The 22,464-nt window shown below is 62.3% G+C and carries 20 protein-coding genes; 14 read left to right on the top strand and 6 right to left on the bottom strand.

All coding sequences use genetic code 11. The annotated features are described in order from the left end of the window. Positions 1–15: 15 nt before the first annotated feature. Both ftsZ and lpxC read left to right on the top strand, forming a co-directional pair. Positions 16–1,212: a cell division protein FtsZ gene (gene ftsZ / locus ABOA88_RS11105; protein ID WP_043207523.1), complete on the top strand. Its 1,197-nt coding sequence runs from the start codon at positions 16–18 to the stop codon at positions 1,210–1,212. Positions 1,213–1,324: 112 nt separating this feature from the next. Continuing rightward, a complete protein-coding gene (gene lpxC / locus ABOA88_RS11110) occupies positions 1,325–2,236 on the top strand; it encodes a UDP-3-O-acyl-N-acetylglucosamine deacetylase (protein WP_070092350.1) in 912 nt (303 codons plus the stop codon). 60 nt (positions 2,237–2,296) lie between these two features. Here the strand turns inward: lpxC and ABOA88_RS11115 are convergent, their stop codons facing one another. Then, the gene (locus ABOA88_RS11115; RefSeq protein ID WP_196170353.1) at positions 2,297–2,758 is read right to left on the bottom strand and encodes a DUF721 domain-containing protein; all 462 of its coding nucleotides are present in this window, start codon (positions 2,756–2,758) and stop codon (positions 2,297–2,299) included. Between the two features lie 368 nt (positions 2,759–3,126). On the opposite strand from ABOA88_RS11115, the gene secA reads away from it, so the two are divergent. The 4 genes from secA to ABOA88_RS11135 all read left to right on the top strand — a co-directional run bounded on the left by secA (position 3,127) and on the right by ABOA88_RS11135 (position 9,018). After that, entirely contained in the window at positions 3,127–5,865 is a 2,739-nt protein-coding gene (gene secA / locus ABOA88_RS11120; protein WP_196170354.1) for a preprotein translocase subunit SecA, read from the top strand. A gap of 230 nt (positions 5,866–6,095) precedes the next feature. Beyond that, positions 6,096–7,313 carry a bifunctional glutamate N-acetyltransferase/amino-acid acetyltransferase ArgJ gene (gene argJ, locus ABOA88_RS11125; protein ID WP_196170355.1) on the top strand — a complete coding sequence of 406 codons (1,218 nt, stop codon included), beginning with the start codon at positions 6,096–6,098 and terminating at the stop codon, positions 7,311–7,313. Positions 7,314–7,444: 131 nt separating this feature from the next. Then, positions 7,445–8,077 (top strand): glutathione S-transferase family protein, encoded by a 633-nt coding sequence (locus ABOA88_RS11130; RefSeq protein WP_196170356.1) that lies wholly within the window; start codon positions 7,445–7,447, stop codon positions 8,075–8,077. Continuing rightward, a complete protein-coding gene (locus ABOA88_RS11135) occupies positions 8,074–9,018 on the top strand; it encodes a Nudix family hydrolase (protein WP_367851563.1) in 945 nt (314 codons plus the stop codon). Before ABOA88_RS11130 ends, ABOA88_RS11135 begins: the two co-directional genes overlap by 4 nt. A 75-nt stretch (positions 9,019–9,093) precedes the next feature. On the opposite strand, the gene ABOA88_RS11140 is transcribed toward ABOA88_RS11135, so the two are convergent. The 3 genes from ABOA88_RS11140 to ABOA88_RS11150 are packed head-to-tail and all read right to left on the bottom strand — an operon-like array spanning position 9,094 to position 12,649. Further along, positions 9,094–9,660: a cob(I)yrinic acid a,c-diamide adenosyltransferase gene (locus tag ABOA88_RS11140; RefSeq protein WP_367851562.1), complete on the bottom strand. Its 567-nt coding sequence runs from the start codon at positions 9,658–9,660 to the stop codon at positions 9,094–9,096. 1 nt (position 9,661) lies between these two features. Further along, on the bottom strand, positions 9,662–11,692 hold the full coding sequence (locus tag ABOA88_RS11145; RefSeq protein WP_196170359.1) for a sensor histidine kinase: 2,031 nt from the start codon (positions 11,690–11,692) through the stop codon (positions 9,662–9,664). A gap of 39 nt (positions 11,693–11,731) precedes the next feature. Continuing rightward, a complete protein-coding gene (locus tag ABOA88_RS11150) occupies positions 11,732–12,649 on the bottom strand; it encodes a putative 2-dehydropantoate 2-reductase (protein WP_196170360.1) in 918 nt (305 codons plus the stop codon). A gap of 97 nt (positions 12,650–12,746) precedes the next feature. Here ABOA88_RS11150 and ABOA88_RS11155 point away from each other — a divergent pair, with 97 nt between their 5' ends. From ABOA88_RS11155 to ABOA88_RS11165, 3 genes are all read left to right on the top strand, one after another. Beyond that, the gene (locus ABOA88_RS11155; RefSeq protein ID WP_043213519.1) at positions 12,747–13,232 is read left to right on the top strand and encodes a YajQ family cyclic di-GMP-binding protein; all 486 of its coding nucleotides are present in this window, start codon (positions 12,747–12,749) and stop codon (positions 13,230–13,232) included. 112 nt (positions 13,233–13,344) lie between these two features. Further along, positions 13,345–14,187 carry a mechanosensitive ion channel family protein gene (locus ABOA88_RS11160; RefSeq protein WP_196170361.1) on the top strand — a complete coding sequence of 281 codons (843 nt, stop codon included), beginning with the start codon at positions 13,345–13,347 and terminating at the stop codon, positions 14,185–14,187. Between the two features lie 194 nt (positions 14,188–14,381). Next, on the top strand, positions 14,382–15,623 hold the full coding sequence (locus tag ABOA88_RS11165) for an MFS transporter (RefSeq protein ID WP_196170362.1): 1,242 nt from the start codon (positions 14,382–14,384) through the stop codon (positions 15,621–15,623). 76 nt (positions 15,624–15,699) lie between these two features. On the opposite strand, the gene ABOA88_RS11170 is transcribed toward ABOA88_RS11165, so the two are convergent. After that, complete coding sequence (locus tag ABOA88_RS11170; protein WP_043213525.1) at positions 15,700–17,247, bottom strand: AmpG family muropeptide MFS transporter; 1,548 nt, start codon at positions 17,245–17,247, stop codon at positions 15,700–15,702. A 43-nt stretch (positions 17,248–17,290) separates the two neighbouring features. Beyond that, on the bottom strand, positions 17,291–17,644 hold the full coding sequence (locus ABOA88_RS11175) for an MGMT family protein (RefSeq protein ID WP_196170363.1): 354 nt from the start codon (positions 17,642–17,644) through the stop codon (positions 17,291–17,293). 153 nt (positions 17,645–17,797) lie between these two features. Here ABOA88_RS11175 and ABOA88_RS11180 point away from each other — a divergent pair, with 153 nt between their 5' ends. The 5 genes from ABOA88_RS11180 (at position 17,798) to groL (ending at position 22,425) form a co-directional block, all read left to right on the top strand. Beyond that, positions 17,798–18,805, top strand: a complete 1,008-nt coding sequence (locus ABOA88_RS11180) for a DUF481 domain-containing protein (RefSeq protein ID WP_367851561.1) — start codon at positions 17,798–17,800, stop codon at positions 18,803–18,805. Positions 18,806–18,948: 143 nt separating this feature from the next. Further along, positions 18,949–19,680 carry a HugZ family pyridoxamine 5'-phosphate oxidase gene (locus tag ABOA88_RS11185; RefSeq protein WP_196170365.1) on the top strand — a complete coding sequence of 244 codons (732 nt, stop codon included), beginning with the start codon at positions 18,949–18,951 and terminating at the stop codon, positions 19,678–19,680. A 66-nt stretch (positions 19,681–19,746) separates the two neighbouring features. Further along, a complete protein-coding gene (locus tag ABOA88_RS11190) occupies positions 19,747–20,208 on the top strand; it encodes an FxsA family protein (RefSeq protein ID WP_367851560.1) in 462 nt (153 codons plus the stop codon). Positions 20,209–20,437: 229 nt separating this feature from the next. Next, the gene (locus ABOA88_RS11195; protein ID WP_009395550.1) at positions 20,438–20,731 is read left to right on the top strand and encodes a co-chaperone GroES; all 294 of its coding nucleotides are present in this window, start codon (positions 20,438–20,440) and stop codon (positions 20,729–20,731) included. A gap of 50 nt (positions 20,732–20,781) precedes the next feature. After that, the gene (gene groL, locus ABOA88_RS11200) at positions 20,782–22,425 is read left to right on the top strand and encodes a chaperonin GroEL (protein WP_196170865.1); all 1,644 of its coding nucleotides are present in this window, start codon (positions 20,782–20,784) and stop codon (positions 22,423–22,425) included. Positions 22,426–22,464 lie beyond the last annotated feature (39 nt).

The raw sequence follows: 22,464 nt of genomic DNA on the forward strand, positions 1-22,464 counted from the left end.
TTAAGGAGAGGGAAAATGTTCGAGCTCGTAGACAACGTCCCGCAAAGTCCGGTCATTAAAGTGATCGGTGTCGGTGGTGGTGGTGGCAACGCCGTCAACCACATGGTCAAAAGCAACATCGAAGGCGTCGAGTTCATCTGCGCCAACACCGATGCCCAAGCGCTGAAGAACATCGGCGCACGCACCATCCTGCAGCTGGGTACCGGTGTCACCAAGGGCCTGGGTGCCGGTGCCAATCCGGAAGTCGGCCGTCAGGCCGCGCTGGAAGACCGTGAGCGCATCGCCGAGGTGCTTCAGGGCACCAACATGGTCTTCATCACCACCGGCATGGGTGGCGGTACCGGTACCGGTGCTGCGCCGATCATCGCCGAAGTGGCCAAGGAAATGGGCATCCTCACCGTTGCGGTAGTGACCCGTCCGTTCCCATTCGAAGGTCGCAAGCGCATGCAGATCGCCGACGAAGGCATCCGCATGCTGGCCGAAAGCGTCGACTCGTTGATCACCATCCCCAACGAGAAGCTGCTGACCATCCTGGGCAAGGATGCAAGCCTGCTGTCGGCCTTCGCCAAGGCCGATGACGTACTGGCTGGCGCTGTGCGTGGTATCTCCGACATCATCAAGCGTCCGGGCATGATCAACGTCGACTTCGCCGACGTGCGCACCGTGATGGGCGAGATGGGTATGGCGATGATGGGTACCGGCTGCGCCAGCGGTCCGAACCGTGCCCGCGAAGCCACCGAGGCGGCGATCCGCAACCCGCTGCTCGAAGACGTCAACCTGCAGGGCGCCCGCGGCATCCTGGTGAACATCACCGCAGGTCCGGACCTGTCCCTGGGCGAGTACTCCGACGTCGGTAGCATCATCGAAGCCTTCGCCTCCGACCATGCCATGGTCAAGGTCGGCACCGTGATCGATCCGGATATGCGCGACGAGCTGCACGTGACCGTGGTTGCCACTGGTCTGGGCGCACGTATCGAGAAGCCGGTCAAAGTCGTCGACAACACCCTGCAGAGCGCGGCCGCCGCCTATGAGGCGTCCAACCCTGCACCGGTGCGTCAGGAGCAGCCTGCCGTCAACTACCGCGACCTGGAGCGTCCGACCGTGATGCGCAACCAGGCCCACGGGGGTGCCGCAGCAGCGGCTAAACTCAACCCACAGGATGATCTGGACTACCTCGACATCCCGGCGTTCCTGCGTCGCCAGGCCGATTAATGGAATTTATCAGGGGTATAGGGGTGATTGGTGTTCAGCAAAGGCCGGGTCTGTTATCATCCCCAGCCTTTGTTGATACCTGTTCGCAATTTGCGCTGAAGCGGCCAAAGCCATGATTAGACAACGCACCCTGAAGAATACCATCCGTGCCACAGGTGTCGGCCTGCACTCCGGGGAGAAGGTCTACCTGACCCTCAAGCCAGCGCCTGTGGACACCGGCATCGTCTTCCGCCGTGCCGACCTCGACCCTGTCGTCGAGATCCCGGCCCGTGCGGCCAACGTCGGCGAGACAACCATGTCGACGACGCTGGTCAACGGTGACGTAAAGGTCGATACGGTCGAGCACCTGCTCTCCGCCATGGCGGGCCTGGGCATCGATAACGCCTACGTCGAGCTCTCCGCCTCGGAAGTACCGATCATGGATGGCAGCGCGGGCCCCTTCGTATTCCTGATTCAATCCGCCGGCCTGGAAGAACAGGACGCCGCCAAGAAGTTCATCCGCATCCTGCGCGAAGTGACGGTGGAGGAGGGCGACAAGCGCGCCACCTTCCTGCCTTTCGACGGGTTCAAGGTGAGCTTTGAGATCGACTTCGATCATCCGGTACTGCGTAACCGGACCCAGAGCGCCAGTGTCGACTTTTCCAGCACGTCGTTCGTGAAGGAAGTCAGCCGCGCCCGTACCTTCGGTTTCATGCGCGACATCGAGTACCTGCGCAAGCACAACCTTGCGTTGGGCGGCAGTGTGGAAAACGCCATCGTGGTCGATGAGGACGGCGTGCTCAATGAAGACGGCCTTCGTTACGAAGACGAATTCGTCAAGCACAAGATCCTCGATGCCATCGGTGATCTCTACCTGCTGGGCAACAGCCTGATCGGCGAGTTCAAGGGCTACAAGTCCGGGCACGCGCTGAACAACCAGTTGCTGCGCAAGCTCATCGCTGAGAAGGACGCCTGGGAAGTGGTCACTTTCGAAGATGCCAGTACGGCACCGATCTCCTACATGCGCCCTGTTGCGGCCGTGTAAGTTCGAACACTCTCTAGTTCATTGAGGCCACCTTCGGGTGGCCTTTTTTATAGGGAGCTTTCAGCTCTTTTCCTTGCCCTGGGCATGCGCCGCCAGCCGTTCCAGGGCCGCTCGCAGTTTGGGGTCGGCGATGCCCTCGGCCGAGTCGCGGATACTCTCGGCGGCCTTGCTGGACAGCTCCACACCTTGGCCATCCCGTTTGGCCGGCACGAGCGGGGGTTGCACCTTGAACAGGATGCGCTGCAAATTGCCGAACGCCTCCAGTGCCTGCAGCTGGCGCTGCAGGCGCTTTTGCTGATAGCGCAGACGCGTGGCCCAGTGGCCATCCGTCACCACCAGCAACAAGGTGCCATCTCGCCAGGACGCCACATGGCAATGCTCGCGGGCGGCTGGTTGCAGCTGGCTTTCCAGCAGACGCTGCAAATGAGCCAGGCGCTCGGCCTGGTTGAGCAGCAGGCGCAGCGGCCTGGCTTGACGCAACAGCGCGGCTGGAGGCTGGGCGGGGGAGGGCTTGTAGGCCATGGGGGTACGCAGCTGGTTACAGGTTGGCCATCTTAACAGAAGCCAGGGCGCTGGATTGACCGCAGGGCAAGCCCGCTGCGGCAGTTTGGTCGGTCAATTGCAGGGGCAGGCTGACCTGCACGGGCGGCAACCCCATGATCTATTTGGGAAATGTCCCTGATACGTTTCATCTTCCAGCACCTTGAACTTGCTCGAAAAGCCCTTATGTTAGGAGGGCCCCCGCCAAAGCGCTGTGCCAGCATCGTGGAAATCCACCACTTTCCTCACCATCGTTTCCGGGTAGAATGCTCGTTCGCATGCGGCCTCAGGGCTGCACGGGCGACTCATGGGGCCGCCCTCCATCCCTACGTGTGGAAGATCCTGCCGATATGTTTGCGCCTTTGTTAAAAAAACTTTTTGGAAGCAAGAACGAGCGTGAAGTCAAACGCATGCTCAAGACGGTGAACATCGTCAATGCCTTCGAAGAGAAGATGGTGGCCCTCTCCGACGAGCAGCTGCGGAGCAAGACCGCAGAGTTCAAGGAACGCCTGGCCAAAGGCGAGACCCTCGACCAACTGCTGCCGGAAGCCTTTGCCGTTGCCCGTGAGGCCGGTAAGCGTGTCATGGGCATGCGTCACTTCGACGTGCAGCTGATCGGCGGTATGACCCTGCACGAGGGCATGATCGCAGAAATGCGTACCGGTGAAGGCAAGACCTTGGTCGGTACCCTGGCGGTCTATCTCAATGCACTGTCCGGCAAGGGCGTGCACGTGGTGACCGTCAACGACTACCTCGCCCGCCGCGATGCCAACTGGATGCGTCCGCTGTACGAGTTCCTCGGTCTGTCCGTGGGCATCGTCTCGGCATTCCAGCCGCCGGAAGAAAAGCGCGCCGCCTATGCCGCCGACATCACCTACGGCACCAACAACGAATTCGGTTTCGACTACCTGCGCGACAACATGGCCTTCAGCCAGGAGGAGAAGTTCCAGCGTGAGCTGAACTTCGCCGTGATCGACGAAGTCGACTCGATCCTGATCGACGAAGCCCGTACGCCGCTGATCATCTCCGGCCAGGCCGAGGACAGCTCCAAGCTTTACATCGAGATCAACCGCCTGATCCCGCGCCTGAAGCAGCACATCGAGGAAGTCGAAGGCCAGGTCACCCAGGAAGGCCACTTCACCATCGACGAAAAGAGCCGTCAGGTGGAGCTCAACGAAGCCGGTCACCAGTTCATCGAGGATATGCTGACCCAGGCCGGTCTGCTGGCCGAGGGCGAGAGCCTCTACTCGGCGCACAACCTGAGCCTGCTGACCCACGTCTATGCCGGTCTGCGCGCCCACAAGCTGTTCCACCGCAACGTCGAGTACATCGTCCAGGACGGCCAGGTCCTGCTGATCGACGAGCACACCGGTCGTACCATGCCGGGCCGCCGCCTGTCCGAGGGTCTGCACCAGGCCATCGAAGCGAAGGAAAACCTGAACATCCAAGCCGAGAGCCAGACCCTGGCTTCGACCACCTTCCAGAACTACTTCCGCCTCTACACCAAGCTGTCCGGCATGACCGGTACCGCTGACACCGAGGCCTTCGAGTTCGCCCAGATCTACAACCTCAATGTGATGGTCATTCCGCCGAACAAGCCATTGGCGCGCAAGGACTTCAACGACTTGGTGTACCTGACCGCCGACGAGAAGTACGCCGCGATCATCGCCGACATCAAGGAAAGCATGAAGCAGGGGCGTCCGGTGCTGGTCGGTACCGCCACCATCGAGACCTCCGAGCACATGTCTAACCTTCTGAAAAAGGAAGGTATCGACCACAAGGTGCTCAACGCCAAGTATCACGAAAAAGAAGCCGAGATCATCGCCCAGGCCGGTGCGCCAGGTGCGCTGACCATCGCCACCAACATGGCCGGCCGTGGTACCGACATTCTGCTGGGCGGCAACTGGGAGGCAGAAGTCGCCGCCCTGGAAAACCCGAGCGCCGAGCAGATCGCCCAGATCAAGGCCGACTGGCAGAAGCGCCACCAACAGGTGATCGAAGCCGGTGGCCTGCATGTGATCGCGTCCGAGCGTCACGAGTCCCGTCGTATCGACAACCAGCTGCGTGGTCGTGCCGGTCGTCAGGGCGACCCGGGCTCCAGCCGCTTCTACCTGTCGCTCGAAGACAGCCTGATGCGTATCTTTGCCTCCGACCGCGTGAAGAACTTCATGAAGGCGCTGGGCATGCAGTCCGGCGAGGCCATCGAACACCGCATGGTCACCAATGCCATTGAGAAGGCCCAGCGCAAGGTCGAGGGTCGCAACTTCGACATCCGTAAGCAGTTGCTCGAATACGACGATGTGGCCAACGAACAGCGCAAGGTGATCTACCACATGCGCAACAGCCTGCTGGCCGCCCAGAACATCGGTGACACCATCGCCGAGTTCCGCCAGGAAGTGCTCGATGCCACCATCAGCCAGCACATCCCGCCGCAATCGCTGCCTGAGCAGTGGGACGTGGCAGGCCTGGAGGCTGCGCTGGCCAGTGATTTCGCCATCAAGCTGCCGATCCAGCAGTGGCTCGACGAGGACGAGCGCCTCTACGAAGAGACCCTGCGCGAGAAGCTGCTCCACGAAATCACCAATGCCTATAACGAGAAGGAGGACCAGGCTGGCATCGATGCCCTGCGCACCTTCGAGAAGCAGATCCTGCTGCGCGTGCTGGACGACCTGTGGAAAGACCACCTGTCGACCATGGACCACCTGCGCCACGGTATCCACCTGCGTGGCTATGCGCAGAAGAACCCGAAGCAGGAGTACAAGCGCGAATCCTTCGCTTTGTTCCAGGAGCTGCTGGAGTCGATCAAGCGCGATACCATCCGCGTGCTCTCCCACGTTCAGGTTCGCCGCGAGGATCCGGCCGAAGAAGAAGCCCGTCTGCGCCGCGAAGCCGAGGAACTGGCTCAGCGCATGCAGTTCCAGCATGCTGCCGCTCCTGGCCTGGAAAGCGAGCAGCAGCTCGCCGAGGAAGGCGCCGAGGTGGCTGTGGCTGCCGCGCCGGTACGCAACGAGCAAAAGATGGGTCGCAACGAGCCGTGCTGGTGCGGTTCGGGCAAGAAGTTCAAGCACTGCCACGGTCAGATCGAGTGATCGAACAGCCCTGGCACTGACTGTTGATCAGGGCTGCTTTGCAGCCCACCGCGACACAAGGCCGCTACCACAGGTGCAGCGCTTGACTCCAAAGCGCCGCAACCTTGTGGTAGCGGCCTTGTGTCGCAAAAGGGCCGCATAGCGGTCCCGCTCTTCCATCACCGCGTTGGCCGCCATTAAGATCGTGCGGCATCGCCACATCCCCCTTTGGTTTCTCTAGGAGCGCTTACATGGCTGTTGGTCTTGGTCCTTTGCCCACCCTGCACCCGGTTCCCGGTTTCGAACTCGGCATCGCCTCGGCGGGTATCAAGCGCCCTGGGCGCAAGGACGTGGTGGTGATGCGTTGCGCCGAAGGCTCCAGCGTCGCCGGTGTGTTTACCCTCAACGCCTTCTGTGCAGCGCCTGTGATCCTGTCCAAGCAGCGCGTGCAGGGCACCGTGCGCTACCTGCTGACCAACACCGGCAACGCCAACGCCGGTACCGGCGCACCGGGCCTGGCCGCTGCCGAGCGCACCTGCGCCAAGCTGGCGGAACTGGCGGGCGTGGATGCCAGCGCTGTGCTGCCGTTTTCCACTGGCGTGATCGGCGAGCCGCTGCCGGTCGAGAAGATCGAGGGTGCGCTGCAGGCTGCCCTGGATGACCTGTCGGAAAACAACTGGGCCGAGGCCGCTACCGGCATCATGACCACCGACACCCTGCCCAAGGGCGCCAGCCGCCAGTTCCAGCACGACGGCGTGACTGTCACCGTGACCGGCATCAGCAAGGGCGCCGGGATGATCCGTCCGAACATGGCCACCATGCTCGGCTACATCGCCACCGACGCCAAGGTGGCTCCTGCGGTGCTCAAGGATCTGCTGCTCGATGGCGCCAACAAGTCGTTCAACCGCATCACCATCGACGGTGACACCTCGACCAACGACTGCTGCATGTTGATCGCGACCGGCAAGGCCGATCTGCCGGAAGTCACCCAGGCCAGCGGTGCGCTGTTCGAAGCCCTGAAAAAGGCTGTCTTCGAGGTGTGCATGGAAGTGGCCCAGGCTATCGTTCGCGACGGTGAAGGCGCGACCAAGTTCGTTACCGTTCAGGTCAACGGTGGTGGCAATCACCAGGAGTGCCTGGACGTCGGCTACGCCGTAGCCCACTCGCCGCTGATCAAGACCGCGCTGTTCGCCTCCGACCCCAACTGGGGCCGCATCCTTGCCGCTGTCGGCCGTGCCGGCGTGCCCGCACTGGATGTCAGCCTGATCGACGTGTTCCTTGATGACGTGTGCATTGCCAGCAAGGGCGGCCGCAGCCCGAGCTATACCGAGGACCAGGGCGCCAAGGTGATGGCCCAGGAGGAAATCACCATTCGCATCGAGCTTGGCCGTGGCCAATGCAGCGAAACCATCTGGACCACCGACCTGTCCCACGAGTATGTGAAGATCAACGCCGAATACCGCACCTGATTCATAGGACTCTATGGCCTCTTCGCGGGTAAACCCGCTCCCACGGAGCCTGTGCAAGCTCTGTGGGAGCGGGTTCGCCCGCGAAGCTCTGCAAAGCAGCCCCTAGTATTCCGATCCAATGGAGCCGAACCATGAGCTATCACCTGATCATCGGCGACAAGCTGTATTCATCCTGGTCGCTACGCGGTGCCCTGGCCCTCGAGCTGGCTGGCGTGCCGTATGAAGAAACGTTGATCACCCTCAACCAGCCCGATACCCGCAAACGTCTTCTCGAATTCTCCGCTACCGGCAAGGTGCCGCTGCTCAAGACCGAGCACGGCGTCATCGCCGACTCTTTGGCCATCGCCGAATACCTTGCCGAACGTCATCCCGAGGCCCAGCTGTGGCCGGCGGACATCGCTGCCCGTGCCCAGGCGCGTTCAGCGTGTGCGCAGATGCACAGTGGTTTCATGGCGCTGCGCAGCACGATGCCGTTCGATCTGTCGCGCGATGAAGCGCTGGAAAACATGCCGCTGGACGTGCAAGTCGATATCGACCGAATCGTTGCCCTGTGGTCTGAGTGCCGGCTGGCAGCCAAGGAGCCTGGGCCGTTCCTGTTCGGCAAGCCGAGCCTGGCCGATGCGTTCTTCGCGCCGGTGGCGGTGCGTCTGCGCACCTACCGCGTCGAAGTTCCGGCCGAAGCGGCCGCTTACATTGAAACCATTTATCAATGGCCGGCCTTCCAGGCCTGGCAGAAGGCTGGTCTGGCGGAGCGAGAAGGGTGAAACGGATTCATGTTGTTGCGGCGGTCATTCGTGGCGCCGACGGGCGCATCTTGATTGCCCGACGCGCCGATACCCAGCACCAGGGCGGCCTGTGGGAGTTCCCGGGCGGCAAGGTGGAAGAGGGGGAGGCCGTCGAGGCGGCGCTGGCGCGCGAGTTGCGCGAAGAGCTGGGTATCGAGGTGACGGGCTCTCGACCACTTATCAAGGTCAGCCACGACTACCCGGACAAACAGGTGCTGCTGGATGTCCGTGAGGTGGATGCCTTCATCGGCCAACCCCATGGTGCCGAGGGCCAGCCCCTGGCCTGGGTGGCGCCGCGGGACCTTGGGCAATACGAATTCCCTGAGGCCAACAAGCCGATCGTCGCTGCCGCGCGACTGCCGGACCAGTACCTGATCACCCCTGATGGCCTGGAGGCGCCCGAATTGCTGCGCGGCATCCAGAAGGCCATTGCAGCAGGCATCCGCCTGATCCAGCTGCGTGCGCCGGACATGTACGACCCCAAATACCGTGATGTGGCGGTGGATGCGGTCGGGCTGTGTGCCGGCAAGGCCCAGCTGATGCTCAAGGGGCCGTTGGAGTGGCTGGGCGACTTCCCGTCGGCGGGTTGGCACCTGACGTCCGCGCAACTGCGCAAGTACGCCGCCAATGGGCGGCCGTTCCCGAAGACGCGCTGGTTGGCCGCTTCGTGCCACAACGCTGAAGAGCTGGCCCTGGCCGAGCAGATGGGGGTGGACTTCGTCACTTTGTCGCCGGTGCAGGCGACCCAGACTCATCCAGAAGCTACGCCGTTGGGCTGGGAGGAGGCTGGTCGGTTGATCCAGGGGATCAATCATCCGGTGTTCCTGCTGGGAGGGGTCGGAGCCGGGGAGCGGGAGCGTGCCTGGGCAACTGGTGCCCAAGGCGTTGCAGGCATCCGGGCGTTCTGGCCGCAGGCTTGATCTCGGTCATCCGCGGGTAAACCCGCTCCCACAAGGGGCACCGCCAACCCTGTGTGAGCGGGTTTAACCGCGATATCAGGCCTGCGGTTTGGCCGCAGCCTGCCACAGCACCTCTGCGACCCCTTGGCGACGCCCGATGATCCGCGCTGCGACGAACAACAGATCGGACAGCCGGTTGATGTATGCCAAGCCCACCCCTTCCAGCGGCTCGATGGCATTCAGCTGCTGGCATCGACGCTCTGCGCTGCGCGCCTGGCTTCTGCACACATGGGCCTGGGCCACCAGCGCCGAGCCACTGGGCAGGATGAAGTTCTTCAGGGGGCCGAGTTCCTCGTTCCAGCGGTCGATGGCCGCTTCCAGCCGCTCTACTTCGACTTGGTCCAAGGCTTGATAGCTGGGCATCGCCAGTTCGCCGCCCAGGTCGAACAGTCGGTGCTGACAAGGCGCCAAAGTCTCGATCAACTCCTCCAGCCCTTCGCTTTGCAGCCCGGCGAGCAGCACGCCCAGTTGACTGTTGAGGCTGTCCACCTCGCCGATCGCCTCGATCCGCGGATGATCCTTGGGCACCCGACGACCGTCGCCAAGGCCTGTTTCGCCCTTGTCGCCCGTGCGGGTGTAGATCTTCGACAGCCGATAGCCCATGTCATGCCTCCGTGTTGGCCGACGCCATCGGTGCCGGCTGGCCGAGGGGCAGGCGCAGGGTGAAACAGGTGCCCTGGCCGGGTGCGGAGTGAACCTCCATCTGCCCCTTGTGGTTGTTGGTGATGATGAAGTACGAAACCGACAGGCCAAGCCCTGTGCCCTGGCCGATCTCCTTGGTGGTGAAGAACGGTTCGAAGGTGCGTTTGCGCACCGATTCGGGCATGCCGACGCCGTTGTCTTCAACCTGGATTTCCGCCCAGGGCGGGTTAAGTCGGGTACGCAGGACAATACGCCCAGGTTCGGCTGGTTGCGGCCGTTGGTGGATGGCTTGGGCGGCATTCTTGAGCAGGTTCAGCAGTACTTGCTCCAGCTCATTGGCGGTGCAGGGCACCGGCCCCAACGCGGGGTCGAACTGGCGCACGATGTTTTGCCCCTTGAAGTCGAAACCGACCGTCAGGTCGAAGTCGTTGCCCGCGATTTCCACGGCCTGGTCTATTAGTGCCGGCAAGTCGCAGGGCACCAGTTGTCGGTTGCTTCGGCGGCTGAAGCTGAGCATGTGGGTAACGATCTTCGCCGCCCGCGCCCCGGCCTGTTGGATGCCGTCGAGCAACTGCGGTACGTCGCGACTTTCGAGGTAGCGGTTGACGGTCGCCAGGTCGATGTCCAGCTCTGCGGCCTGCTCCTGGTTGCGTGGCAGCTCAGGCGATAGCCGTCGGCGAATGTTCTGCACGTTGTGCAGGATGGCACCGAGCGGGTTATTGATCTCATGTGCCATGCCGGCGGCCAGTCCCCCCACCGACAGCATTTTCTCCGATTGCACCATCATCTCCTCAAGCGACAGGCGCTGGGTGATGTCGTCGATTCGAATCACTACGCCGCGGCCGCCGCCGCCGGTCAGGGGGTAGAAGGTCAGGGCATAGTGGCGCAGGTCCTCGCCCTTGGGCCAGGTGACCCGTTCGATTTTCGCCACTCGGTGTTTCTCGACGCTTTCCTTGAGCTGTGGGAGGAACGGCTTGAGCGGTTCGAAGGCGATGAAGATCGGCTGGTTCAGCGCCTCATCCAGGGGCGTGCCCGAGAGCACGGTCGCTTCGTGGTTCCATTGGGTCACGTAGAGCTGCTCGTCCAGGGCGATCAGGGCCGAGGGCATGGAGTCGATGATGCTGTTGAGGTAGTTCTGAAAGCCTGTAAGTTTTTTCTCGATCTTGCTGCGCACCTGGACTTCCAGCTCCAGCTTGCGGTTGGTATGTCGGGTTTCCTCGGCCAGGCCCTGGGCCTGGTCATAGGCCATCTGGAACTCATCGCGCGTGCGCTTGAGCTGCTGCTCGCGCGCCTCGATGCGCGAGAGCATGGTATTGAACGCCTCGGCCAGGCTGCCGATCTCGTCGTCGTTGCCTCGCTGGGCGCGCAGGGCGTAGCTCTCCTCGCGGGTGACCTGACGGCTGAGCTCTTCTAGCTGGTTGATCGGCTGGGTGATGAGGCGCTTGATCTGCCGGGCAATGACCATCCACAGCAGGATGCTGAACACCAGGATCGCCAGGCTGGCGGTCAGGGTGCCGGTGTAGAAGGCCACGGGCAGTTCGCTGCTGGCCACCAACAACAGGTGCGCTGGCGGGCCTCCGTCGCGAGGCAGGCGGATCAGCTGGGTGCTGCGAAACTCCATCAGGCGCCAGCCATCGATGTTGCGAAAGCGCTTGGGCAGCGCCAGCGGCTCGCCATGTTGCAGTTGGGCCAGCATGCGCCCATCGCTGCCGTACAAGGCCGCCGCGCGCAAGGGGGTGTAGCTGTCCAGCGCCTTGAGCAGTGCCGTGGCCGTTTGCGGTGAGTCGCCGGCGCGGGCCGACAGCTGCGGGTTGGACACCAGCCGACCGATGGTCTGCAGGGCCTGGGGCGCCATGCTTTCCTGGGTGATCCAGTAGGCGGCGCTGATGAACGTCAGGTTGGCCACCAGCAGGATGGTGACCAGCAATACCAGCAGGGCCGCCAGCAGCTTCTGCCCGACCGGGAGATTTTCCAGGCGTTGGCGCAAGGTCATGGGCGAGGGCGTGTCCTCTGTGCGGTTGAAGGGCCAGCGTCAGTCGCTGGGCAGGCCACGGGCCTTCAAGTTATCGACCAGGCGCTGGTGCAACTGTTCCAGGTGCGGCAGCTCCAGGCCATGGCGGGCAGCGGCCCGGCAGGCGTGGCCAAGCAGGTAGTGCACTTCGGTGCGACGGCCATGGCGTACATCCTGGTACATGGAAGAGTAGTTGGCCGCAGTGGCCAGGATCACCCGTTGCACCTGTTCATCCAGCCCCTCGGCGGCTTCTGGCTGGCCGCAGCGACGTAGCAGATCGGCCAGTTCGACGCACAGGGTGGAGACCTCCCCCAGGTGTGCCAGCAGACCACCGTTGTGGCAGTCGTGGAGTACGGTCAGCGGGTTGATTGCGCAATTGAGTGCCAGTTTGCGCCATAGGCGGGTAAGGATATCCACCGTCCATTCGGCGGGGATGGCAGCATCGTGCAAATCGTCGAACCATTCCGGAACCGACGGGTTCACGGGATCGCCCAGCCAGTTGAAGCCTTGCCCGGCAAAGCGCACGCGCCAATCGTCTTCACGGAAGGCGCCTTCGGTACTGGAGGCGAAGATGCAACGGGCGTGAGGCACCTGATCGGCCACTTCATCCTGGCTGCCCAGGCCGTTCTGCAGCAGCACCAATTCGGCGCCCTCGGCCAGGCGAGGCGCCAGACGGGCGATGGCAGGCGCGGCGTCATACGCCTTGCAGGCCACCAGCAGGCGGTGAATGGGCGCGTGGGCCTGGTCGGTTTCGGCGGGAATCGCGTAGTGGCTGGTCTGGTCCTGCTCCAGCAAGGTCAGGCCGCCGGCGGCCTCGTACGCGGCCAGGCGCTGCCCGTCACGCAGTATCAGGCGGACCGCCTTGCCCGCGCGGGCCAGGCGACAGGCCCAGAGGCTGCCGAGGCTACCGGCGCCGAGAATATGCCAGGTGCTGCTCATCTGCGTTTCGCAACCCGTTATAATGAGTCCGCATTTTAACCGTCAAACCTGGCGCGCTCCATCCGACCGAGCGCGCTTTTATTTTTGGAGAACAACCATGCCTTCGTTCGACGTGGTATCGGAACTGGACAAGCACGAAGTCACCAACGCCGTGGACAACGCGGTGAAGGAACTGGACCGTCGCTACGACCTCAAGGGCAAGGGCAGCTTCGAGTTCAAGGACAAGGAGCAGACCGTGCTTCTGACCGCCGAGGCGGAGTTCCAGCTCGAGGCGATGATCGAGATCCTTCGCCTGGCCCTGGTCAAGCGCAAGATCGACGTCAAGTGCCTGGAAGTCAAGGACGCCTATCCCTCGGGTAAGGAAATGAAGCAGGAGGCCAAGTTCCGCGAGGGCATCGACAAGGACCTGGCCAAGAAGATCGTCGCCACCATCAAGGACGGCAAGCTGAAGGTCCAGGCAGCCATCCAGGGCGAGCAGGTGCGCGTCACCGGGAAGAAGCGTGACGACCTGCAGGAAGCCATCGCCCTGCTGCGCACCAAGGAATTCGACATGCCGCTGCAGTTCAACAACTTCCGCGACTGATCAGGTATCGCAGGAACCTTGATGGCGTATTGATGTCCATGGGTCCCTGAGGCCGCGGAACTTCCGCGGCCTGTTTTTTCGTGTATGTGTCATCCGGCATCAGGAGATGAATATGGATTTGAACGCTGAAGTCGATCAGCTGGTCCGCCAATCGCAGACCTGGATCCCTTTGATCATGGAATACGGCAGCCGTGTGGCGCTCGCGCTGGTGACCTTGGCCATCGGTTGGTGGGTCACCAACAAGCTCAGCGCCCGCCTGGGCAAGCTGGTTGGGATGCGCAACCCTGATCCGGCGCTGCAAAGCTTCATCAGTACCATCGCCAACATCGTGCTGAAGATACTGCTGGCGATCAGCGTGGCTTCGATGATCGGCATCGAGACCACCTCGTTCGTGGCGGCCATCGGTGGTTCCGCCCTGGCCATCGGCCTGGCCCTGCAGGGTAGCCTGGCGAACTTCGCTGGCGGCGTGCTGATCTTGCTGTTCCGCCCGTTCCGTATCGGCGACTGGATCGAAGCCCAGGGCGTGAGCGGCACCGTCGACAGTATCCAGATCTTCCACACCGTGCTGCGCACCGGTGATAACAAGACCGTGATCATGCCCAACGGCAGCTTGTCCAACGGTATCGTCACTAACTTCAACCGCCAGCCCACCCGCAAGGTCGTCTTTGATGTGGGCGTCGATTATGACGCTGACCTGCAGAAAGCCCGCAATGTCCTGCTGGATCTGGCCAAGGATCCACGGGTCTTGCAGGATCCCGCCCCGCAGGCGGTGATCTCCACCTTGGGCGACAGTGCAATCACCGTGTCCCTGCGTGTGTGGGTCAAGACCGCCGATTATTGGGATGTGATGTTCATGCTCAACGAACATGCTCGTGATCGCCTCAAGGCCGAAGGCATCGACATTCCCTTCCCGCAGCGGGTTATCCGCGTGGTGCAGGAGGCGGCTGTGCAGTAAGCTGCATCGCACGACGTACCCATCGCGGGGCAAGCCCGCTCCTACTGATGCAGCGCAAGCGTTCAGCGTGCGTTCGATCGGTGGAGCCGGGCTTGTCCCGCGATGCGTTTTCTCTCCATTACACTTGTTCACAGCCTGATCCTGTCATTTCTGGCATATAGGCTGATCCCTCCCGTTTCCAGCTGTTTTTCATCATGAAGCCATTGCTGCATATCACGCCCCTGCGAGCCTTGCTGTTCGCACTGACCCTGGCCCTGTTCGAATTGCTGACGTACCTCGCCAGCGATGCGGTCATGCCCGCCATGCCCGTGGTGGTCGATGACCTCAAGGCCAGCCCCGAGTACATACCCCACGCCCTGAACCTGTACCTGCTCGGTGGTGTGCTGTTGCAATGGCTGATCGGCCCGCTGGCCGATCGTTACGGTCGTCGCCCGCTGTTGCTGGCCGGCTGTGCGTTCTTTGGCGTGGCTTGCGTGGCCACCTACTGGGTACATGACATCGGCCTGTTCAATCTGCTGCGCTTGTTGCAGGGCGTTGGTCTGGGCTTCGTCGTCACGGTCAGCTACCCGGCGCTGAACGAGGCCTTCAGCGAAGCCGATGCGGTACGCATGATGGCCTTGTTGGCCAACATTGCCCTGCTGTCGCCGCTATTGGGCCCGTTGGTGGGCACCTTGCTGTTGCAATGGCTGGACTGGCGCTGGTTGTTCCTGGCGTTCGCCGCTGGCGCGGTGCTGACCTGGCTGCTGCTGTACCGGTTGATGCCAGAGACCCTGGGCGTGGAGCGGCGCGATGGCTCGCGGTTGCCCTTCACGCCGATTCACCTGTTGCCGTTGCTGGCGGGTTATGGCCAGTTGCTGGCCAACCGCCGCTTCGTGGCGGGCAGCGCGGCACTGGGCTTGGTGGGCTTGCCCCTGATCGGTTGGATCGGCCTGTCGCCTGTGCTGTTGATCAGCGACGAGGGCCTGAGCACGATGGAATATGCGCTGTGGCAATTGCCAGTGTTTGGCGGGTTGATTCTGGGCAACTTGATCATCAACCGCATCGCCGACCGCTATCCGTTGCCCAGCCTGGTGCGCGGCGCGCTGTGGCCCTACCTGGCGGGGCTGTGCCTGATGGTCGTGGCCACCTGGACCTGGCCGACGGTGACCAGCCTGGTCGCGGGGATGTCCCTGTATGCCTTGGGCCTGGGTGTGGCCAATGCGGTCCTGTACCGCATGACACTATTCTCCAGCGAGCAGAGCAAGGGGCTAGTATCGGCCATGCTGGGCATGATCACTATTGCCCTGTTGGGGCTCGGTGGCGCGTTGCTGGCGATGTTGGGGGCGGGGGCGAGCCTGCTGCACTTCGCTTTGGCGGCAGGTATTGCCGGGGCACTGGCGCTGTGGCCGTTGTGGTACGTGGTGGGTGGGCGCCGGGACGAAGGGGCCGTGGCCTAGGCTCCGTACGAAATATATCCGCATTCGCTGAAAAGCAGACCCTGGGTTTTTGGGGGCACATGGCGGCCCCTGTTCCTCAAGGGCGCTCGGCCGCGGAGTCTTCCACCGGCGCCTGTTTGCCTCGGCCGGCTTCCTGATGCCAGTGCAAGGCGATCAGGATCAGGGTCGGCACGCCGAGCAGGGCGGTGATCAGGAAGAAGTCGTGGTAGCCGAACTTCTCCACCAGCACGCCCGAATAGCCACCGATCAAGCGTGGTAGCAACAGCATGATCGAGCTCAGCAAGGCGTACTGGGTCGCCGAGAATTTCAGGTTGGTCAGGCTCGACAGATAGGCGACGAAGGCTGAGGTGGCGAGGCCCGAGCTGAAGTTGTCCAAAGAGATGGTGACCACCAGCATCTCCAAGTTCGGGCCCATATCAGCCAGCATCAGGAACAGGATGTTGGTCGCCGCCGACGCCGCGCCGCCGATGAACAGGATCGGCAGGATGCCGAAGCGCACGATCAACAGCCCACCGATACCCGCGCCGACCAGGGTCATGATCAAGCCGAAGATCTTGCTGACACTGGCGATCTGGTCCTTGGTAAAGCCTTGGTCGATGTAGAACACGTTGGCCATCACGCCCATCACGGTATCCGACATGCGATAGGTCGCGATCAGGCCCAACAGCAGCAGCGCCTGCCAGCGATAGCGCAGGATGAAGTCGTTGACCGGTGTCAGCACCGGCGCCAGGCCTCGGCGGCCCAGGGACGACAGGCAGGCCCAGGTCAGTAGCACATAGAGAATCAGGCGCAGGAAGGCACGGTCCTCGATCAGCAGGTCCAGAACCGTCGCGTCGCCGGAAATCACGCTGGACCATCCGGTATTGAACATCTGGGTGAAACTCGCCGGTACCGACACCAGCAGGATGATCAGCACGAACACCGACGCCAGCTGGTGCACGAGCCCATAGCGCGCCGCCGACAGTTGGGTGCGCATGGGCACCGGCGGCTCGCGCATCACCAGCGTGGTGAACACTGCTGGCAGCATCAGCACGCCGAACAGCACGTAGGTGCCGGTCCAGGCCTGATGCAGGTAGCTGAAGCCGGTGGAACCGAACCATTCGGCGAAGAACAGTGCGCCGGCGGTGGCGAGCAGAGCGGCGACCCGGTAACCGGCCATGTAACTGGCGGCAAGGGCGGCCTGGCGTTGGTCGTCGGCGATTTCCAGGCGGTAGGCATCGACGGCGATGTCCTGGGTGGCCGAGGCAAATGCCACCAGCACGGCCAGGGCAATCAACCAGGAAAGATGCTTTTGCGGGTCGCACAGGCCCATGCCGACCAGGCCGATCATCACCAGCATCTGCGACAGCAGCAGCCAAGAGCGGCGACGGCCCAGAGCGCCGAGCACTGGCAGGCGCCATTGGTCGAGCAAGGGTGACCAGACCCATTTGAAGGCGTAGGCCAGGCCGATCAGGCTGGCGTAGCCGATGGTTTCGCGGGCAACACCGGCTTCCCGGAGCCAGACCGACAACGTCGAGAACACCAGCATGTAGGGCAGGCCGGCGGCGAAGCCGAGCAACAAAAGCACCAAGGTCGACGGGCTGGCATAGGCAGCGAGCGCAGCGCGCCAGGTTTTACGGGGCATGGGCCAACATCTGCCTCAAGTTTGCGAAAACAAAACGCGCACTCTAACCGCTGTGCTCCATTGGACGCCAGCCGTGACGCGACATATCCACGCGATTGTTTCTGACTGTAACGCCTTCTGCACGCAATCGTGCGCGCTGTTCGTCTCCTGACGGGGTACCCAACGCCAGGCTCAGGCGACCACCGGCACCGAGCACCCGATGCCAGGGCAGGCGGGTGTCCGCAGGCAGTTGCCCGAGAGTGCGACCCACCCAGCGCGCCGCGCGGCCCAGCCCCGCGAGCTCGGCCAGCTGACCGTAGCTGACCACCTTGCCGGGTGGAATCTCGCCGAGCACCGAGTACAGCGCCATTCGTCGGGCCTGGGCATCGTCCGCTGGGGCATGTGAGGCGCCGGACATCAAAGGGCCCCTGGCCTGCAGATGAAAGCGGACCAATGGTCGGGATAAATGAGAGTGGAACTCAACGGCATGGTCTGGGTCTGTCCTTGCTCTGGTCGTGGCGATCTGGATAATGCCCGGCTTTTTTCGTCAAATCGAACCTGTAGTCAGCTTATGTATTCTAGAACCCTGCTTTTCATTCTTGCTGTGTTGTCCTGCGTGCCGGCGTTTGCCGACACGGTATGGATGAAAAACGGTGACAGGCTCAGTGGCACGATCAAGGTCTTCGATGGTGGCAAGCTGTTGTTGCAAACCACTTACGGCGGCGCCATCGCCTTGGACTGGAAGCAAGTGCAGACCCTGGAAAGCGACCAGGAACTGCTGGTCAAGCAGGACGCCTATACCGGTGAAAAGGCCAAGTCGCTCAAGGCCGCCGAGCCCGGCAAGGTCACCCTGGCCAATGGCGATGCCCCCAAGACGGTGGACCTTGCCAGCATCGAGCAGATCATGAAGCCCCAGCCGCTGGTCGAAGATTTCCTGTGGAAGGGCAATGTGGACCTGGCCATGGACTACAAGCGCGCCGAGAACGATACCGACGACTACGACATCAGCTTCAAGACCACTGCCCGCCACGGCCGCTGGCGGCACAACGCCGAAGGCGAATACAACCGCGAGACCAAGGACGAAGTCACCACCACCAACAACTGGAGCGCCGAATACGCACTGGACCGCTTCATCACCGACAAGTGGTTCTGGCAGGGGCGTGTGGAATACAAGCGTGACCATGTCGAGGACCTGGCTCGCCAGCGCACCGTGGGTACTGGCCCGGGCTACCAGTTCTGGGACGACGAGTTGGGCGCCTTCTCCCTTGGCACGCTCATCAACCGCACGGATTTCGAGTACCGCGATGGCGGCAAGGACAACTTCTATTCCGCTGCCGTGAAGTGGGACTACAACCGCTATCTCATCGGCAAGCGTGTCGAGCTGTTCACCAGCGGCGAGGTGGGCAAGCCGTTTGGGAGCGTGGCCAACTATGCGCTGGATGCAGAGGCTGGCCTGCGCTACAAAGTCACCGACTGGGCCTCGCTCAACCTCAAGGCAGAGAAAGACATCATCAGCGGCACGCGTGACAGCGACCTGGACAAGACCCGCTACACCGCAGGCTTTGGCGTCACTTGGTAACCGCCAGGGCTGCCGCACAGCCTTTCGCGAAGAGGACGCCCAGGAGCAGGGCCGTGCTCCCAGGCGAGTGGTGAATCTATGGCACCCGACAGGGATAATGCTTATCTTGTCAGCCAACCAGTCCGCCACCAGGAGCGCCTTTCGTGAGTGACAACGCCCTGCGCCCCGCCCGGGAACTCCTGCTCAAGGAATACCGCGGCGTGCTTTCGACCCATTCCAAGTCCATGCCCGGCTATCCGTTCGGCTCCGTGGTGCCGTACTGCCTGGACGCCGAGGGCCATCCACTGATCCTCATCAGCCGCATCGCCCAGCACACGCACAACCTTAACAAAGATGCCAAGTGCTCACTGCTGGTGGGCGAGCGCGATGCCGAGGATGTCCAGGCAGTAGGGCGCCTGACGGTGATGGCCGAGGCGCACAAGCTCACCGACGAGGCGGCCATCGAGGCGGCGGCAGAGCGTTATTACCGTTACTTCCCCGAAGCGGCCAACTATCACAAGGCCCATGATTTCGATTTCTGGGTGCTTCAGCCAGTGCGCCACCGCTACATCGGCGGCTTCGGCGCAATCCACTGGCTCGACCAGGTCACCTTGGCCAACCCCTTCGCCGGCAAGGTCGAGGCGAGCATGATCGAGCACATGAACAGTGATCACGCCAATGCCATTGCGCATTACGTAGCGCTGACCGATCTGCCGCGCACCGCACCCGCCGAGATGGTCGGCATCGACAGCGAGGGTATGCACCTGCGCATCGGCCAAGGTATCCACTGGTTGGCTTTCCCCCATGTTTGCAACACGCCGATACAGGTTCGCGAAGCCTTGGTCTTGCTGGCCCGCGCCGACCAATGGCCGGCCACGGCGAAGGTCGAGGGTTGAAATGGCGAGCCTACGCATCCATCTGATGGTCGTAATGGAAGGTTTTCTTCCGCCGAGGATCCTTTGATGCGTGCTTTTCTGTTGCTGTTTCTGATTTTTCCGGTGCTGGAGCTGTTCGTCTTCGTCAAGGTCAGCGCCGCTATCGGTTTCTTCCCGGCGCTGCTGCTGATCATCGCCGGTTCCGCGTTGGGTGTGCTGGTCATGCGGGTGGCCGGGCTGGCCACCGCCCTGCGTGCCCGCGAGAGTCTGCAGCGCGGCGAGCTGCCCGCCGAGGACATGTTCCAGGGCATGATGCTGGCGCTGGGCGGTGGCCTGCTGTTGCTGCCGGGTTTCATCAGCGACGTGTTGGGCCTGCTGTGCCTGTTGCCTTTCACCCGTCATCTCGCTGCACGCAAGATGCGCCAGCGCGCCGAAGCCCAGGCCATGCGCCAGCGGGCCTTCCAGGACGACCCATTCCAGTCGCGTCCCCACGATGCCGGCCATCGCCCCAATGTGATCGAGGGTGAGTACGAGCGGCACGATAAGTAACGCTCCAGGGGCCGCATCGCTTTTTCAAGCCGATGAAAAATTTTCCGAGCCAAGCCTTGTAATTGATTTTGCCGACCACATGTATGGGTCACCGCAAGGTTTCTGGTGGCGACACCAGACATATATACGGGGCTCGTCCCGTGCGAGCCCTGACCGGCAACGCCGGACCGTATCAACCCGCCGGTATCGACACCGGCCGATGAAAACCACAATTTGGGAGAGATCGACAATGAAGCTTCGTCCTCTGCATGACCGCGTCGTCATCCGTCGCAGCGAAGAAGAATCGAAAACCGCTGGCGGTATCGTCCTGCCGGGTTCGGCCGCTGAAAAACCAAACCGCGGCGAAGTCGTCGCCGTCGGCACCGGTCGCATCCTGGACAACGGCGAAGTTCGTGCCCTGGCCGTCAAAGTGGGTGACAAAGTGGTCTTCGGCCCTTACTCGGGCAGCAACACCGTCAAAGTCGACGGCGAAGACCTGCTGGTGATGAGCGAGAACGAAATCCTCGCTGTCGTCGAAGGCTGATTCCCCTCCCGGTTTCCAGAAGCATTCTAGAATTCAAGGATTAAACGATCATGGCTGCTAAAGACGTAAAATTCGGCGATTCCGCCCGTAAAAAAATGCTGGTTGGCGTTAACGTTCTGGCTGACGCAGTAAAAGCGACCCTGGGCCCGAAAGGCCGTAACGTTGTCCTGGCCAAGAGCTTCGGCGCTCCGACCATCACCAAGGACGGCGTTTCCGTCGCCAAGGAAATCGAGCTGAAAGACGCCTTCGAGAACATGGGCGCCCAGCTGGTCAAGGAAGTCGCTTCCAAGGCCAACGACGCTGCCGGTGACGGCACCACCACCGCTACCGTTCTGGCTCAGGCCATCGTCAACGAAGGCCTGAAGGCCGTTGCTGCCGGCATGAACCCGATGGACCTCAAGCGCGGCATCGACAAGGCCACTGCTGCCATCGTCGCCGAGCTGAAGAGCCTGTCCAAGCCTTGCGCCGACTCCAAGGCCATCGCCCAGGTAGGTACCATCTCCGCCAACTCCGACAGCTCCATCGGTGAAATCATCGCCGAAGCCATGGAAAAAGTCGGTAAAGAAGGCGTGATCACCGTTGAAGAAGGCTCGGGCCTGGAAAACGAACTGTCCGTCGTAGAAGGCATGCAGTTCGACCGCGGCTACCTGTCGCCTTACTTCATCAACAAGCCGGACACCATGGTTGCCGAGCTGGAAGGCCCGCTGCTGCTGCTGGTCGACAAGAAGATCTCCAACATCCGCGAACTGCTGCCAGTGCTGGAAGCCGTTGCCAAAGCCGGTCGCCCGCTGCTGATCGTTGCTGAAGACGTCGAAGGCGAAGCCCTGGCTACCCTGGTCGTCAACAACATGCGCGGCATCGTCAAGGTTGCTGCTGTCAAGGCACCTGGTTTCGGCGACCGCCGCAAGGCCATGCTGCAGGACATCGCCACCCTGACCGGCGGCCAGGTCATCTCCGAAGAAATCGGCCTGACCCTGGAAACCACCACCCTGGAGCACCTGGGTAACGCCAAGCGCGTCATCCTGTCCAAGGAAAACACCACCATCATCGACGGCGCAGGTTCCGACGCTGACATCGAAGCACGCGTCAAGCAGATCCGTGCCCAGATCGAAGAAACCTCTTCGGACTACGACCGTGAGAAGCTGCAAGAGCGTCTGGCCAAGCTGGCTGGCGGTGTTGCCGTGATCAAGGTCGGTGCTGGCACCGAAGTCGAGATGAAAGAGAAGAAAGCCCGCGTTGAAGACGCCCTGCACGCTACCCGCGCAGCCGTCGAAGAAGGCGTGGTGCCTGGCGGTGGTGTTGCCCTGGTTCGCGCTCTGCAGGCCGTTGCCGAACTCAAAGGCGACAACGAAGACCAGAACGTCGGTATCGCCCTGCTGCGTCGCTCGGTCGAAGCGCCGCTGCGCCAGATCACTGCCAACGCCGGCGACGAGCCAAGCGTTGTCGCTGACAAGGTCAAGCAAGGTTCGGGCAACTACGGCTACAACGCCGCTACCGGCGAATACGGCGACATGATCGAGATGGGTATCCTGGACCCAGCCAAAGTCACCCGTTCGGCTCTGCAAGCCGCAGCTTCGATCGGTGGTCTGATGATCACCACCGAAGCCATGGTTGCCGACCTGCCGGAAGACAAGCCTGCTGCAGGCGGTATGCCTGACATGGGCGGCATGGGTGGCATGGGCGGCATGATGTAAGCCAGCCTCACCCGTAGCAAAAAAAGCCCCGCCTAGTGC

Source organism: Pseudomonas sp. PKS, assembly GCF_051913525.1.
Taxonomy (GTDB): Bacteria; Pseudomonadota; Gammaproteobacteria; order Pseudomonadales; family Pseudomonadaceae; genus Aquipseudomonas; species Aquipseudomonas guariconensis_D.

What these genes read in the sequence shown, in the direction of transcription:
- ftsZ (WP_043207523.1), top strand. Translation starts at nt 16, where the DNA reads ATGTTCGAGCTCGTAGACAACGTCCCGCAAAGTCCGGTCATTAAAGTG.
- ABOA88_RS11190 (WP_367851560.1), top strand. Translation starts at nt 19,747, where the DNA reads ATGCGTGCTTTTCTGTTGCTGTTTCTGATTTTTCCGGTGCTGGAGCTG.
- ABOA88_RS11130 (WP_196170356.1), top strand. Translation starts at nt 7,445, where the DNA reads ATGAGCTATCACCTGATCATCGGCGACAAGCTGTATTCATCCTGGTCG.
- ABOA88_RS11140 (WP_367851562.1), bottom strand. Translation starts at nt 9,660, where the DNA reads ATGGGCTATCGGCTGTCGAAGATCTACACCCGCACGGGCGACAAGGGC.
- ABOA88_RS11160 (WP_196170361.1), top strand. Translation starts at nt 13,345, where the DNA reads ATGGATTTGAACGCTGAAGTCGATCAGCTGGTCCGCCAATCGCAGACC.
- ABOA88_RS11150 (WP_196170360.1), bottom strand. Translation starts at nt 12,649, where the DNA reads ATGAGCAGCACCTGGCATATTCTCGGCGCCGGTAGCCTCGGCAGCCTC.
- ABOA88_RS11180 (WP_367851561.1), top strand. Translation starts at nt 17,798, where the DNA reads ATGTATTCTAGAACCCTGCTTTTCATTCTTGCTGTGTTGTCCTGCGTG.
- groL (WP_196170865.1), top strand. Translation starts at nt 20,782, where the DNA reads ATGGCTGCTAAAGACGTAAAATTCGGCGATTCCGCCCGTAAAAAAATG.
- ABOA88_RS11170 (WP_043213525.1), bottom strand. Translation starts at nt 17,247, where the DNA reads ATGCCCCGTAAAACCTGGCGCGCTGCGCTCGCTGCCTATGCCAGCCCG.
- ABOA88_RS11175 (WP_196170363.1), bottom strand. Translation starts at nt 17,644, where the DNA reads ATGTCCGGCGCCTCACATGCCCCAGCGGACGATGCCCAGGCCCGACGA.
- ABOA88_RS11195 (WP_009395550.1), top strand. Translation starts at nt 20,438, where the DNA reads ATGAAGCTTCGTCCTCTGCATGACCGCGTCGTCATCCGTCGCAGCGAA.
- ABOA88_RS11115 (WP_196170353.1), bottom strand. Translation starts at nt 2,758, where the DNA reads ATGGCCTACAAGCCCTCCCCCGCCCAGCCTCCAGCCGCGCTGTTGCGT.
- ABOA88_RS11155 (WP_043213519.1), top strand. Translation starts at nt 12,747, where the DNA reads ATGCCTTCGTTCGACGTGGTATCGGAACTGGACAAGCACGAAGTCACC.
- ABOA88_RS11165 (WP_196170362.1), top strand. Translation starts at nt 14,382, where the DNA reads ATGAAGCCATTGCTGCATATCACGCCCCTGCGAGCCTTGCTGTTCGCA.
- lpxC (WP_070092350.1), top strand. Translation starts at nt 1,325, where the DNA reads ATGATTAGACAACGCACCCTGAAGAATACCATCCGTGCCACAGGTGTC.
- ABOA88_RS11145 (WP_196170359.1), bottom strand. Translation starts at nt 11,692, where the DNA reads ATGACCTTGCGCCAACGCCTGGAAAATCTCCCGGTCGGGCAGAAGCTG.
- argJ (WP_196170355.1), top strand. Translation starts at nt 6,096, where the DNA reads ATGGCTGTTGGTCTTGGTCCTTTGCCCACCCTGCACCCGGTTCCCGGT.
- secA (WP_196170354.1), top strand. Translation starts at nt 3,127, where the DNA reads ATGTTTGCGCCTTTGTTAAAAAAACTTTTTGGAAGCAAGAACGAGCGT.